Raw genomic sequence first — 14791 nt, 5'->3', positions numbered from 1 at the left:
CAAAAAGAAGAATTCAACAAATTATTTGCAAAATAGGGTAGACGAAAAAATAAACATTTCCTAAAATGCCGTCATTAAAAAAATTAAATACATAATAACAATGCTTAAAAATATTCACGCCATGGTGGAAAACTTTGGCTTTAGCGTACAGAAACGTGCGCTACACATTCATTTCTCAAATGAACCATTAAACACCGAAGTTTTTATTCAACGGATTGAAGGTCAACACCGTATCAATCAAGGCTTTCGTGCGGAAATTATTTGTCTCTCGACCAATGCTCATTTGGCTTTAAAGCAGTTTATAGGCGGCCGAGTGGCTGTCGATCAAGTGACAGATTTGGGACAACTCAGTCGCCTGACTGGTGTGATTACAGGTGCAAGCCAAGGTCAAAGTGATGGTGCATTGACCGTTTATAAGCTGGTGATTGAGGATGCCACAGCACTCTGGCATAAGCGTCGTAACAGCCGTGTCTTTATGAATAAATCGGTACGGGAGATGACCGAGATTATTTTTAGTGAATGGCAGAAAAAAAGTGCGCTGTTTGCTGCCAGTTTAAGCTTGAACTTAGAGGGGCTGGCACGTACTTATGATGTGCGTCCATTTACCATGCAGGCGAATGAAAGTGATTATGCATTTTTAACCCGCCTTTGGCGCAGTGAAGGGATCAATTGGTTAATTGATGAAGCTGAGTTATTTGTTGCATTTTCGGCTGCACCAATGCAAGCACAGCAGCTGCGTTTAATTGATACCAATCAAGCTTATAGTGCTTTGGAACGGAAAAAAATTCGCTTTCATCGGAGTCATGCCACGGAACGCTTGGACACGATCACCAGTTTTGTGGCAGAACGTTTTTTACAATCGACCACGATTCAAACGCAGCGTTGGCAAGCTCAACAATTGGCACAAGACCAAAGTAATCCACTCTTAAGCGCCCATGCACAGAGTGAGCAACAGCACAATGAAACCTTAAGTTTAGAGCAGGCGTGGACCATGAGTTCGGCTTGGACAACCGACCTTAAAGGTGCAGATCAGGCGACCACTTCAAATACACAGCAATTGGATCAGTTGAATCGGCAACTCAATCAATATCAGGAATTACAAGCCAAATATTTTACCGCCAGCAGTAGCGTAAGGGATGCACAAGTTGGGTATTGGTTTGAATTAGAAAATCATCCTGAAATCGATCAACATCAAACGACAGATCGTGAATTTCTCATATTGGGCAAAGCATTTTATAACCAGAATAATTTACCCAAAGATATTTTGGTTCAATTAGAAAAGTTACTTGCCGCGAGCCGTTGGCTATCTTTAGGGGATGAAAGGCAGGCCAACGAGCTGTATGTGGTCCGTCGGCAAATTTCTGTGGTGCCTGAATATGATCCTTTATTACACCGGCCACCTGCGTTTCCACAGCGGGCTAAAGTGGTCGGTCCAGAAGGTGAAAGTATATATGTCGATGCTTGGGGGCGTATCAAAGTTCGGTTTACGTTCACCCGCAGCGATGACCATAGTCATGATGGTGGAGCAGGGAGTAATGATAATGACAGTGACTCGGCTTGGGTTGATGTGCTGACCCCATGGGCAGGTGAAGGTTATGGCGCACGTTTTCATCCTCGTATTGGCGAGATTGTGGTTATCGACTTTTTTGAGGGAGATGTCGATCGTCCCTTTGTAGTAGGACGAATACATGAAGCTGAACGATCTCAGACCATGTTTGACCTCAAAGGTCAGCTTCCTGAAACCAAAAAACTCAGTGGTATCCGCTCGCAAGAAGTTGCGGGAGCAGGCTTTAACCAACTGCGCTTTGATGACACGACGGGGCAGATCAGTACCCAATTACAAAGTAGTCATGCAGCGACACAGCTGAATTTAGGTAATCTCAGCCATCCTAAAGAACAAGACAGTAGCCATGGTCGAGGAGAGGGTTTTGAGCTGCGAACGGATGCTTGGGGGGCAATGCGTGCAGGTAAAGGTTTACTTATTAGTACCTATGCGCAGGATAAAGCCGTTGCCGATCATCTTGCTGCTGCTGAAGCTCAGTCTCTTTTAAATCAAGGGCATCAGAGCATGAATATGCTGAGCGATTTAGCCGTAAAGCAGCAGACCGATGCATTAAATGTGATTAATCGTTTGCCGAAGTTAATAAACTCTTTAGAAATCAAAAGTACTGCCGAAGGTGTCAAAGCGACTTTAAATTTGTTCAAGGAGGAGCTAAGTCGAGACCCATTGGCAGCGTTAAAAAACTGCAAAAGTTTTGTCAAAGAAATGGGTTCAATCGCACATGATGTCAAAAGTACAGTAAAAGAATTTAAAGCATTCTTTAATGATGCCGAAGATGCCTTTGATAACTTAAAGTCTGTCATAGATCATATTGAAGAAAATGGTAAGGATGTGATTCAAGGGCGGGTTGCAAGTCTGAAAAGTAACCTCAAAGAAGATCCATTAAAAGCATTAAAAGATGTGGGTAAATTGATCGAAGACATCAAATTTAACCCTGATGATTTGTTGAATAATGGTGGTTTTGGTTTGCCACCAGCGATGACACCCATAAAAGCATTAGAAAAAGTACAAGGCTTTATGGAAGGCTATGCGCAAGGTTTAGAAAAATCCAATACAGCGGTAAAACAAGAACAAGGCAAATTATTCCGCCAAGCGTTGATGTTGCTTGCATCACCTAATGGTATTGCACTCACTACACCGGAAGATATTGTTTTACAAGCCTCGCAGGATATTGCAGAAAGTGCGCAAGGTTCGATTAATTTCAGTGCTCAAAAGAATATTGTCGGTCATGCACAAGACAAAATCAGTCTGTTTGCGGCTCAAAAGGGCCTGAGTGCTTATGCCGCAAAAGGGAAAGTTGAATTACAAGCCCAAGATGATGCTATTGAAGCAATTGCACGAAAGGTGATTAAGCTCATTTCAACAGAAGATAAAATTGAAATTACCAGTCCTAAAGAAATTGTACTGACTGCAGGCGGTTCACAACTCAAAATTAATGGCAGTGGAATATTTACCACGACAGGTGGCAAGTTTGAGAGTAAGGCAGGGCAGCATAGTTTTGTGGGAGGAGCGACTGTAAATGCACAATTGCCTAAGCTGCCTGAAAGTGGGCTGTATAGTATGAGATTTGACTTAAGTCAAATATTTGATACTAATATATTAAAAAATATGAAATATAAACTTATTAACCATTCTAAAAAAATTGAAGCTGAGTACCAGTTTGAGCAACAAAGTAGTGCACGTATTTATAGTGATGCTATTGAAAATGTAGAACTGGCATTAGTACCAGGTGCTTATATAACTCTATATCAAAAAAATGCAGCAATGGATGCAGAGTCTTTAGATGAAGAAATTCAAGGTTGCGGATGTGATGACGAAATGCATCTTTGTGATGAAATTAATTTAGAAATATAGAAGGTATTATCTTGAATAAATATATTTTAATTGGATTGTTTTTGATAAATTTCTTTTCTATCAACAATATAATATACGCCAAAGGGCCTGATTTTGAAATAGTTTCAAAATGCACAGACAAATATGAATCAAGTTGCAATATTTACCGAGTAGTTGATGGGGACAATAAATTATTGCTAGAAGATGTTAAGTCTCCAATTATCACAAAGATTAATAGTGATATATTTAGGGTTAGAGTTTCGTGTGGATCGCCATGCCAAGTAAACTTTTTTTATGGAGAAACTAGTGAAGATTCTACTAATGAATTTATTGCTTTTAATGAAAATAATCATTGTTTGATAGAAAGTGATAGTGTTAAGAAGAAAATATATGCAAGGATAATTTTCACTGGTAGGAAAAAAATTATTGCTGATTTAAATGATAAGGAATACTTGGGGTTAAATCAAAGATTTGATTATTATAATTATTTTAAAAAGAAAAGTAAATTTTTAGAAAATGGTAATTTAATATTGTTGGCAGATGATTATTCAAGTTTATTAATTAAAAAAACAATAATAAAACCATGCGGAGAAAATAATGAAGTATTCAGATGAATTTATAGCATTTGTTGCAACAATCTCTGGAGAAGCAGGTGTTTGTAGCATTACTTCAAAAAAAGCAGTTGCACATTGTATTATGAATCGATTAGGGTTTGGTGAGTGGGTAGGTCATACAAGCATTATACAATATTTATATGATGATTTTGATGCTTTAACTGAACAAACGGCTGCTGTAAAAAAGGTTAAAGCTGAAATGAATTCTAATAAGGTTTCAAAGGATACTCAAGATATTATAGATGCTGTGTACCCTATTTACATGAGGGAAGAAGAAGATTTCACAAATGGAGTGGTATTATATTATAGCCCAAAAGCTCAAAAATTTTTGAATAATAAGGACCCAAAAAATTATAAATATCCACCAAATTTTGTCAACGAATTAACAGAAGAAGTGAAAATAAATGGTACTGAAAATGATGATATGTGCTGGATAAGGTATAAAGGAACTTCACGATTTTTTATTAAATTCATCGATCAATCTGCTAAAAAATTAATGGGATCAAGAGTCAATGTAAGTTATAAGAAGACAACATATATTCCAACAATGAGTAATTTGTTAATAGATGAAGAGGGCTTTATTAGATCTATTTTAGTAAAGGGTGGATGGGGAGCAAGATTTTCTGTTGATGGCTCATCTGTGAAAGATGAAAATAATAAAGAATTAATGTTGATTGCTGATGGAAAAAACCATCATGTCATAATTGTAGTAGATAATGGAATGGGTGGTATAAAAACACAAACAGATAAACATAACCAGGAGCTACCACAAAATAATAAAGACGGAAGAGGAAATGCTGAAAATAGTAATAATCAAGAAAATAATTCTAATAAATTGGATGTAAAATTTGATCTTAGAGTTTTAGATAGTGATGGAAAACCGATTTCAAGAATTTCTTATTTTTTAAAATATAAGGGAAAAGAGAAAAAACACTCAACTGAAAATGATGGTGTTGAAAAAGGTATTCAGGCAGAAAGTGGAGAAAAAATCGCAGTTTTAGTTAGTGGAAGAGATTCCAAACAAGAAGTTGGAATTTTCACTGTATTAAATGATAAAAAAATATATGATATACAAATTAAGTTACATAAATTTGAAATAATTTTTAGGCATAAAAAAAGTGGAAAATCTATAAAAAATTTAAATTTAGTACAATGGTACAGAGGTAAAGAATACCCTAAAAAAACTAATGATGAAGGTAAGATAATTGTAAATGCTATGCCAGGTTTTGATTTAAATTATAAATTAAGAAATGGTCAAAATTTATTAACAATAAAAGTCGATAAAAATAAAACTATTAGATTCATAGATGTTGACTCTCAGGTGTTGGAACAAGCAAGTAAAGATTTAGATTTGATAAATGCTGAAAAAAAATCATCAAAAACCAAAAATACTAGCCAAGAGCAACAAACTCGAGATGAAACTCCCAAAAGAGATCAAACACAAGCAACAAGTCAAGATGGACACCCAAAAACTACAGTTAATGACAATAATGAAGAAGCAGAGTTCAGTGTTCTTACATATGATAAAAAAACTGATCAGCTATTTAGTGGTGGTAATTATTTAATAGAATATAGAGGTAACAAAAGAAATCATTCAAGTGGTACTCATGGATTAGGAAAAAAAATACATAAAGCTAATGTTGGTCAGAATATAAAAGTTATCACACTTGAATCTGAAAAGGAGATAGTCCATTTTAATGATGTAATCAGAAATGGAATGAAAGATATAGATTTAAAAATAGATAAACCTTCAATACCATTGGCAGTACAAGGAGTTAATGTTGGATTTAATGGTGTAGCTGAACAGTGGAGGAAAGATATTGTTAGTCAAAAAACAAAAAATGTACTAGCGTATCTTGCGAAGGAAGCGGGAATGAAAGAAATTCTGATCACAAGTACTATAAGAACTCCAGAATCACAAGCAAGAGCAATGTACAACACAACTATTAGTTACAGTGCACCTGGTGAGGCAGTAAAAAGAGTACGTGATGATTGTAAGAAAAAAGGCTTATCTAAAGATGCTACCATAAAAAAAATGGTTGAAAAAATTATTGAGTTTCAAGGTAAAGGACTAAGAGTTTCGCTGCATTGTGTATCTCAAACTCAGTATGAAAAGATGAATGTAGTAGACATTGGATTAAATAGTAATGGATTTGGTTCGAATACAAACTTAAGTAATTTAGGGCAAAAATTTAAAAATGTCTGTATTAAAGCTAAGTCTGAAGGAAAAATTTCTGGATTTATTCCGGGTGATGCAAAAGGTGAGGGCGCTATGCATATTGAGATTATGCAATGAATTTTTATCATATAATAATAGCTTGTAGTTTGTTAGTAGGATGTAATTCATCGGATCGCGAACAAAATATTGATTTAAATGCAGTTAGTAATAAAAATGAGAAAATATATGAAAGAGTTGATTTTTATTATGCGTTTAAACAATGCAATGTCAAACGGAATTGCAGAATTCTTAAGCCTAGTGTGCTAGATGAAAGTTATTTTCTAAATGCTTATAAACCAAATAATGATGAGTTTTTTATCAAAAAAAATGGTGAAAATTACGAAATTTTTTACAAAATTTTTATGATAGAAAATATTGAGATGGGATGGGCCAAGTTAACTCGGTTAAACAATAATGAAAATCTGATTTTTAATGTCGATAAAATATTTCAATCCTATGGAAAGATGAACCCAATAGGAGGAGGTGATTCTTTTAAAGATGTTGAATCATCTAAATCAAAAGAAAGTATTTATTACCTTAATGAATATTATGATGAATATTCATTTAAGCAACCGCAAAAAATTATTTTGGAAAAACAAAAAGACAATACTTACTTATTGGATTGTAATTCTTATATGAGTGATTTAGATCCAAAAAACAATTTTTCCGGAATTTTTTATAGAGTATGTTCTGAGGGAGAGAAAATTTATTTTAAAATAATTTGATTTTCTAAGAATAAAAAGCCGACTCTCGTCGGCTTTATTTATTTAATCTTCTAAAACTTCTTCTAATAACTCTTCACTTGGTGCAAAGTAATACGCTCCGTCCATTGGCGTTACAAAATGTAGTAAGCGGTCGTGAATGCCGTCACCGCTCGTACCGAACATGCGAACCAGCATGCTGTCGATAATGCTGAGATCTTTGGTATAGGCAATAAAGAACAAACCTTGGTCACCGCGGCCATCGCCATAAGGCAATGAATGACGCAAAATTGCGAGTTCTTCACCCTCACCATCTTCAACAACGGTACGTGATACATGTGAGTTTTCAGGTTGTTCGTCTTCGTTCAACTCAATCGATTCAAGTTTGGTACGCCCAATCACATGCTCTTGTGCATCAACTTTGAGCTTTTTCCACTTATCTAAATTGTGTGCATAACGCTGTGCAAAGACAAAAGAACCATCAGCAAAAATACCCGCATCTTCTGCTAATAATGCTGTTTCAGCACGGTCATCTGGAAATTGAGGGTTTTCAGTACCATCAATAAAGCCAGTTAAGTCACGGCCATCGAAATTGCGGAAGCAAACACGCTCATCTAAAACCTCCACTTTATCTTGAATGCCATCAAAGAAAGCTTGGCTTAAAGCAAAGCAAATATCTGTACGCTGTGCTGCAATGTGAATCAGTACATCTGCTGGGGCTACAGGCATGTTAAATGAACCTTGAATTGGATCAAGTTGTTTAAAGCCTGCTGGAGATTGAATATAAAGTTGTGCCCAAAGTTCAGGTCCAAAAGCCACAGCTGTTTTAATCTGTGCATTAGGATGTTGGGTAATCAGACGATCACGAGTGCTAAATAAGTCTTCAAGTTGTTCTTTTAATTCGCTAATCGTTAAATCTTTTAAACGTAAAACAATAAAACGAGCATGATCTGAGGGTAATGGCAAAATTACAGATTGAGCAGACATTCATGGCTCCTAAAAATTATAATTTCTGAGTGGCTGTGTATATTGTGCCTTAAGCAGCGCTGAGAGTGTAGCCTTCATTTGGCCTTTTAGCGTGCATTATTGTCATGAAAATAGAGTAAATGTCATATAATACAGACCCATTTCAAACTTGAGCTAATGATGTCCTATCAAATCTGGATTGCATACATGTTGGCATGTTGGGTAATTAGTGTTTCCCCAGGTGCAGGTGCAATTGCGTCTATGTCGAGTGGTTTGAATTATGGGTTTAAGCATGGGTATTGGAATGCAATCGGCCTGCAATTGGCACTTTTGGTTCAGATCGCCATTGTTGCAGCTGGGGCAGGGGTCTTATTTGCGACGACACCATGGGCTTTTCTGATCGTGAAATGGTTTGGAGTGGTCTATTTATTGTATTTGGCTTATTTACAGTGGACAGCGCCAACACAGTCAATTGAAATCCAACAAGATTTACCAAATAAATCACGTTCAAAATTAGTTTTACATGGCTTTTTGGTCAATATGAGCAACCCTAAAGCGATTGTATTTTTGTTGGCGGTTTTGCCGCAGTTTTTAGATTTATCCAAACCCCAATGGATTCAATATGTCATCATGGCTGCAACAATGATTAGCATTGATCTGATTGTCATGGCGGGGTATACCGGTCTCGCTGCAAAAGTGCTGCGGTTATTAAAATCACCTAAACAACAAAAATATTTGAATCGAACCTTTGCGGTATTATTTGCTTGTGCTGCGAGTTTATTGAGTTTGGTGCATCAATAAATCCAGTGAGATGATTCTGAACATTGTATTTGACGTGCAAAAAAAGCCATGCAACTGCATGGCTTTTTTTTTGATATGTCGCGAATTGAACAATGAACGTTGTTACTTAAGCCACTTTCTTAAATTTTTGCAGAATAAAAATCAGGGCAAAGAGCAGCGCCATGGTTAATACAATAGTCAGTCCTGTAGAGGTGTTTAAACCAGCACTTGACCATAACCCCACGGTCACACCGACTTGGGCAATGATGAAAGACCACAGCACCATTTGTTTCGGGGAATTTGCCAATAAACGAGCGGTTAATGCAGGAATCACTAACAATGCACCCATCAGCAATGAGCCGACAGCACGTAAAGCCAATACGGTAAATAATGCCAGTAATAACATAAAAATCAGACGTTGCCATTTAGCGCTGACACCTTCACTGACCGCAATATCGGGGTCAATGGCAATCTGAATCTGCGATTGCCAACTTTTATACAGCACGGTCAGTGCCACAATGATCACCATTGCAAAGACAGGCAAATCTGACCAAGAAATGGTGAGTAAATCACCAAATAAATAGCTGAGTAATTCAGGTCTTAAGCTGGGCAAATGTTGTATGAAGAGTAAGCCAGAGCACAGGAGTGTTGCTGAACATAGCGCGAGCAAAGCGTCATTGGGCAAGCGAGGGTCGTGTAACACCCATAAGATTGCAACCAATAAGAGCGCAATCAATGTAACGCCTGTCCAAAGTGGTAGACTCATTGCACCGGCAATGGCGACACCGAGTAAAGTGCCATGCGCCATGGTGTCTGCAAAAAAAGACATGCGACGCCAAAGCATCAAGCAGCCGAGGGGTGCAGTCAGGAACACCAGCAAAGTGCCCATGATCCATGCTGGCAAAAGGAGTTGTAGCCATTCCATCATGGATTATGCTTCCGGTTCAGGGTGAATATGGGGACGAGAGTCATGCTGGCAAGGCGTTGCACTATCGCCATGCGCACAGTGATCGTGATGGTGTTGATAGAACACACGATTTGTTCCAAAGATCGCTTGATATTCAGGATGTTGCTGTACATTTTCAGGCAAGCCACTGCAACAAATATGTTTGTTCAGGCAAACCACACGGTGCGTGCCTTGCATGACCCACTGTAAATCATGAGAAACCATCAAAACCGCACAGCCATATTTTTCTGGCAAGCTACGCACGTAGTCATACAGTTCCGCTTCAGACTGGATATCCAGACCTTGCATAGGTTCATCCAGAACCAATACATTCGGTTGACGCAATAATGCCCGTGCAATCAATACACGTTGACGTTCGCCGCCCGATAGTTGCTGAACTTTAGATTGTTGTAACTTGGCAATGCCTGTATCACGAATAATTTCTTGCTTAATGCTGGCATCACATTTTTCTAGGGCCAATAAATCACACACACGTAGCGGTAAGCTGTGTGATGGATTAAATTTTTGTGGCACATATGAGAATTTTAATTTTTGTGTGCTGATCACTTTGCCAGATACAGGTTTTACAATACCCAACAACACTTTGATTAGCGTGGATTTGCCTGCACCATTGGGACCAATCAATGTGACAATTTCTTTTTCGTGTAAGGCGAAATCCACATTTTTTAAAATGTCACGTTCATCGATTCGGACATGAACATGCTCTAAAGCCACAATGGGCTTTACATTTAGTGTTTGCTGCGGCACTGCTGACAGATCCCTGAAATTTCAATAATACTGTGATGTGCAGTAAAGCCATCGGATGCAGACAATTCATCGAGTTGCGCCATCAAGCCTTGAGCAGATGCTTCTTTGACTATTTTACAGTCTGTGCAAATCAGAAATGCTGCTTGATGTCCTTCGCGCGGATGGCAACACGGGATGTACGCATTAATCGAAGTCAGACGGTGAATCAAACCTTTTTCAAGCAGAAAATCCAGCGTACGGTACACTGTCGGTGGAGCTGCAGGTCGGTCAGACTCACTTTTGATTTTAGCCAAAAGGTCATAAGCGCCCATTGGTCCTGTTGCATTTAAGATCAGTTCTAATACTTCTTTACGCAAGGGCGTAAGTCGAGCACCCGTCGCACTACAGAGACTCTCAGCTTCAGCAAGGCGCTGTTCGACATTATGATGATCGTGTACACCATGCAAAGCATTATGATGTTCGTGTGAACAGGCGCTCATAGCCAACCTCGAGTACGAAACTGTATAAAGAAAAAGACTTTAAATCTTAACATGAAGCGTAAGGACTTACGAACAGACGTAGGTTTTTTTACGATTTTGTTATATTATAACACTATTCATTTTATGGTGCTCTCTCCCCATGTCCCGTGTAATTCTTTTTTGTAGTTTGGCTTTATTTAGTGTGATGAGCTGGGCGCAAGGCCTCGTTGTTTCTACACAACCGATTTATCTAATCGCGAAGGATGTACTCAAGGGTGTAGAGCAGCCAAAACTATTGCTTGACCATCAATCTGGACATGATGTGAGTTTGACGCCTGCGCACCGTAAAACCGTGCAAGATGCCAATCTCGTTTTATGGTTAGGCGATGCACACGAAGCACCTTTAGCAAAAATGTTGGGTGAAAGTGGCAAAAGTATTGCTATTTTAGACTCAGGCATTATCAGTGCTTTGCCATTACGGGATGTCCGTGGCAATGCATTAAAAGGCACAATCGATACCCATGTTTGGCTTGAACCTAACAATGCAGTTCGAATCGGCTTTTTTATTGCTGCTTTACGTTCACAACAGTTTCCAGAACATCGTGAAAAATATTGGGCTAATGCGCGTGCATTTGCGCAGAAACTCTTGATCACAGCCCAAAAAACAGATGTGTCGAGCCGTGCTCAGCCTTACTGGTCTTACCACGATGCCTATCAATATCTTGAGCGCTCACTGAATTTGAAATTTACCGGTGCGTTGACCGATGATCCACATGTCGCACCGACATTGGCACAAATCAAATACCTGAAAGACCATCGCGCGCAGCCAAAAATATGCTTACTTGCAGAAGCACATGCCAGCCAAAATCAGTATCAAAAGCTCGGTGGCATCGTCTTTCAGCCGGTGGACGAAACCATGAGTGGGGCAGGGGATTTTGTAACAGCATGGAAGATGTTGGCTGATAAAACCCTTAAGTGCACACTAAATGCGCGAAAGTAATGTAAAAAACAAACAACTATTGATTAGTTTGAAAGCAGTTTACCAATTTAAAAAAACACGACTAAGGTCGGGAAAAGATTGCAAGTTAAGGGGTGTAACTCTATAATGCCTGCGATTAAAAATAATCATCAGTTAAACTTGTCAAGCAGAATTGCTGTGAGTGAACAAAAATGAGTCGAACTAGTCGCATGATTGATCGACGATTAGCGAAAGCTTTAGTCATCTTACAAGCAGTAATGATTCCTGTTTCAGCCCTGATTGGTTGGGTCCTTAAAGACACAATCACAGCATATAGTGCAGCTTTGGGTGCGTTGGTATGCTGGCTAGCAAGTAGCTACTTTTCATGGCAGTCGTTTCGTGCGGCTGGTGCCCGTGCCTCTAAACAGGTGCTGTCAAACATGTATCGTGGCTTAATGGGCAAGTTTGCAATCGTGATTGTTGGATTCATTTTGATTTTGATCAATGTCAAACCGTTGTCAGCGGTGGCATTGTTTTGTGGTTTTATGCTCGTACAAAGTATGTCGTGGGTCGCTCCTTTTTGGGCAACACGCTTAAAAAAACGAGTATAAGCACAACAAAAAATTGAAAAGTTTTTTGGAGAGTAACGAGATATCAGGCAGCACGCGATATTCGTTTTCTCTATTAGTTTTGACATTGACCAGGTGTGATTTATGGCTGCTGAAGAACATGCCCTTACTTCGACCGAGTACATTCAGCATCACTTGACTAACATGACCTATGGCAAAATGCCAGATGGTACTTGGAAGTTAGCTGAGACTGCTAAAGAAGCTCAAGAGATGGGGTTCACTGCTATTCACTTGGATTCAATGGGTTGGTCTATCGGCCTTGGTATTGTTTTCTGTTTGTTGTTCTGGGTTGTGGCGAAAGCTGCAAACTCTGGTGTTCCGACCAAGTTCCAGTCTGCAATCGAAATGATTATCGAGTTCGTTGACTCAAGTGTCCGTGACACTTTCCATGGCAAATCGCGCTTAATCGCGCCGTTAGCGTTGACCATCTTCGTGTGGATTTTCCTCATGAACTTGATGGACTTGATCCCTGTTGACTGGATTCCTTATACAGCTCAATTGATCGGTGCTAACGTGTTTGGTATGGATCCTCACCACGTTTACTTCAAAATCGTTCCATCTACTGATCCTAACATTACCCTTGGTATGGCATTGTCAGTATTTGCGTTAACTATTTTCTATAGTATCCGTGAGAAAGGTCTTGTCGGATTCGGTGCAGAATTTGCACTTAACCCATTTAACCCAAGTAACCCAGTTTTAAAAGCATTACTTATTCCAGTAAACATTATTCTTGAATTAGTAACTTTTATTGCACGTCCAATCTCATTGGCTCTTCGACTGTTCGGTAACATGTATGCGGGTGAGTTGATCTTCATCTTGATCGCATTACTACCGTTCTGGATCCAGTGGGCGTTGTCTGTGCCTTGGGCGATCTTCCATATTCTTGTTATTACGTTACAAGCATTCATTTTCATGATGTTGACTATCGTATATATGAGTATGGCTAGCGAAAAGCATTAATGGTATTGCTCAACTGTCAAAGGGTGGTTGGGCACACAATTTTTTAACTTAATTTGGTATAAACCTAACCTCTGAGGAATTATCATGGAACTCACTTTAGGTCTAGTTGCAATTGCATCTGCTATCTTGATCGCTTTTGGTGCTTTAGGTACTGCGATTGGTTTTGGTCTTCTAGGCGGCCGTTTCTTAGAAGCTGTTGCTCGTCAACCAGAATTGGCTCCACAACTTCAAACTCGTATGTTCTTAATCGCGGGTCTTCTTGATGCTGTGCCTATGATCGGTGTTGGTATTGGCTTGTTCTTCATCTTCGCTAATCCATTTGTAGGTTAATCAGCTTAATTCCTAAATTAAACTATTGAGGAATAGCAATGAATATCAACCTCACATTGATTGGCCAAGCGATTGCTTTTGCGATTTTTGTCGCATTCTGCATGAAATTTGTTTGGCCACCACTAATCAATGCGATTAGTGAGCGTCAGCGTAAAATCGCTGATGGCTTAAACGCTGCTGAAAAAGCGAAAGCTGACCTTGCGGATGCGCAAGCACAAGTGAAAGCTGAATTAGATGCGGCTAAAGCACAAGCGGCTCAATTGATCGAACAAGCGAACCGTCGTGGTGCGCAATTGGTAGAAGAAGCGCGTACTCAAGCTGCGGCTGAAGGTGAGCGTATTCGTCAACAAGCTAAAGAAGCTGTTGATACTGAAATCAATGCTGCTCGCGAAGAATTACGTCAACAAGTTGCTGCTCTTGCAGTTACTGGCGCAGAAAAAATTCTGAACCAGCAAGTTGACGCAGAAGCTCACAATGCCATGCTGACTCAGCTGGCTGCTAAACTTTAAGAGAGGCGGATTATGGCTGAACTCTTGACGTTGGCACGCCCATACGCTAAAGCAGCATTTGCTTACGCTTCTGAGCAAAATGCAACTGACGCTTGGTCAAATGCATTAAACTTGCTCAGTGCTGCGGTGCAAGACGAAGCATTTTCAGCTTATCTAAATCGCCCTGAGCTTACTCCTGCTGAGCAGGTAAGTGTTTTCGCAAAAGTTTTAGGTGAAGACCAGACTGCAGCAGTGTCAAACTTTTTGACATTGCTTGCTGATAATGACCGTCTGGCACTTCTTCCTGAAATTTCAGAAGAATACGAACAGCTCAAATCACAGAATAACAATACTGTGGATGTAGTGATTGAATCTGCATTCCCATTGACTTCTGTACAAGAACAATTACTTGCGCATGCATTAGAGAAAAAATTCGAAGCTGCCGTAAATGTTTCAGTAGAAGTTAACCCAGCGTTAATCGCGGGTGTAGTTATTCGTGCAGGCGACCAAGTGATAGATGATTCTGCGCTTAACAAGCTTGAAAAAATGCGGACTCGTCTTCTTGCTTAACAGCTTGAAGA

15 protein-coding genes are annotated in these 14791 nt (G+C 39.2%); 11 read left to right on the top strand and 4 right to left on the bottom strand.

The window, feature by feature from the left end; all coding sequences use genetic code 11:
• The first annotated feature begins 100 nt into the window (after positions 1–100).
• The 4 genes from FTU62_RS11975 to FTU62_RS11960 are packed head-to-tail and all read left to right on the top strand — an operon-like array spanning position 101 to position 6951.
• Positions 101–3415, top strand: a complete 3315-nt coding sequence (locus tag FTU62_RS11975; protein WP_180102781.1) for a type VI secretion system Vgr family protein — start codon at positions 101–103, stop codon at positions 3413–3415.
• Between the two features lie 11 nt (positions 3416–3426).
• On the top strand, positions 3427–4008 hold the full coding sequence (locus tag FTU62_RS11970; RefSeq protein ID WP_180102780.1) for a hypothetical protein: 582 nt from the start codon (positions 3427–3429) through the stop codon (positions 4006–4008).
• A complete protein-coding gene (locus tag FTU62_RS11965; protein WP_180102779.1) occupies positions 3992–6304 on the top strand; it encodes a hypothetical protein in 2313 nt (770 codons plus the stop codon). Before FTU62_RS11970 ends, FTU62_RS11965 begins: the two co-directional genes overlap by 17 nt.
• The gene (locus FTU62_RS11960; protein WP_180005344.1) at positions 6301–6951 is read left to right on the top strand and encodes a hypothetical protein; all 651 of its coding nucleotides are present in this window, start codon (positions 6301–6303) and stop codon (positions 6949–6951) included. The genes FTU62_RS11965 and FTU62_RS11960 overlap by 4 nt, the downstream gene beginning before the upstream one ends.
• Before the next feature lie 42 nt (positions 6952–6993).
• On the opposite strand, the gene FTU62_RS11955 is transcribed toward FTU62_RS11960, so the two are convergent.
• Positions 6994–7914 carry a Dyp-type peroxidase gene (locus FTU62_RS11955; RefSeq protein ID WP_180102778.1) on the bottom strand — a complete coding sequence of 307 codons (921 nt, stop codon included), beginning with the start codon at positions 7912–7914 and terminating at the stop codon, positions 6994–6996.
• Positions 7915–8073: 159 nt separating this feature from the next.
• On the opposite strand from FTU62_RS11955, the gene FTU62_RS11950 reads away from it, so the two are divergent.
• Positions 8074–8694 carry a LysE family transporter gene (locus FTU62_RS11950; protein ID WP_180102777.1) on the top strand — a complete coding sequence of 207 codons (621 nt, stop codon included), beginning with the start codon at positions 8074–8076 and terminating at the stop codon, positions 8692–8694.
• Between the two features lie 106 nt (positions 8695–8800).
• Here the strand turns inward: FTU62_RS11950 and znuB are convergent, their stop codons facing one another.
• Genes znuB through FTU62_RS11935 form a run of 3 tightly spaced genes read right to left on the bottom strand, consistent with a single transcriptional unit; the run spans position 8801 to position 10866 of the window.
• Positions 8801–9601 (bottom strand): zinc ABC transporter permease subunit ZnuB, encoded by an 801-nt coding sequence (gene znuB, locus FTU62_RS11945; protein WP_111885884.1) that lies wholly within the window; start codon positions 9599–9601, stop codon positions 8801–8803.
• Between the two features lie 3 nt (positions 9602–9604).
• On the bottom strand, positions 9605–10396 hold the full coding sequence (gene znuC, locus FTU62_RS11940; protein ID WP_180039825.1) for a zinc ABC transporter ATP-binding protein ZnuC: 792 nt from the start codon (positions 10394–10396) through the stop codon (positions 9605–9607).
• Positions 10369–10866, bottom strand: coding sequence for a transcriptional repressor (locus tag FTU62_RS11935; protein ID WP_078191481.1), 498 nt, complete (start codon positions 10864–10866; stop codon positions 10369–10371). The genes znuC and FTU62_RS11935 overlap by 28 nt, the downstream gene beginning before the upstream one ends.
• Positions 10867–11005: 139 nt before the next feature.
• On the opposite strand from FTU62_RS11935, the gene FTU62_RS11930 reads away from it, so the two are divergent.
• The 6 genes from FTU62_RS11930 (at position 11006) to FTU62_RS11905 (ending at position 14780) form a co-directional block, all read left to right on the top strand.
• A complete protein-coding gene (locus FTU62_RS11930; protein ID WP_180102771.1) occupies positions 11006–11845 on the top strand; it encodes a metal ABC transporter solute-binding protein, Zn/Mn family in 840 nt (279 codons plus the stop codon).
• A 170-nt stretch (positions 11846–12015) separates the two neighbouring features.
• A complete protein-coding gene (locus tag FTU62_RS11925) occupies positions 12016–12414 on the top strand; it encodes an ATP synthase subunit I (protein WP_078194025.1) in 399 nt (132 codons plus the stop codon).
• A gap of 102 nt (positions 12415–12516) precedes the next feature.
• On the top strand, positions 12517–13392 hold the full coding sequence (atpB, locus tag FTU62_RS11920; protein WP_078194024.1) for a F0F1 ATP synthase subunit A: 876 nt from the start codon (positions 12517–12519) through the stop codon (positions 13390–13392).
• 84 nt (positions 13393–13476) lie between these two features.
• Positions 13477–13722 (top strand): F0F1 ATP synthase subunit C, encoded by a 246-nt coding sequence (gene atpE, locus FTU62_RS11915; protein ID WP_000424060.1) that lies wholly within the window; start codon positions 13477–13479, stop codon positions 13720–13722.
• A gap of 38 nt (positions 13723–13760) precedes the next feature.
• Positions 13761–14231, top strand: a complete 471-nt coding sequence (locus tag FTU62_RS11910) for a F0F1 ATP synthase subunit B (RefSeq protein ID WP_078191477.1) — start codon at positions 13761–13763, stop codon at positions 14229–14231.
• A gap of 12 nt (positions 14232–14243) precedes the next feature.
• Entirely contained in the window at positions 14244–14780 is a 537-nt protein-coding gene (locus FTU62_RS11905; RefSeq protein ID WP_078191476.1) for a F0F1 ATP synthase subunit delta, read from the top strand.
• Positions 14781–14791 lie beyond the last annotated feature (11 nt).

Source organism: Acinetobacter sp. YH12126, from assembly GCF_013418745.1.
GTDB classification, from domain to species: domain Bacteria; phylum Pseudomonadota; class Gammaproteobacteria; order Pseudomonadales; family Moraxellaceae; genus Acinetobacter; species Acinetobacter amyesii.
This window is presented reverse-complemented; position numbering and strand designations above follow the sequence as displayed.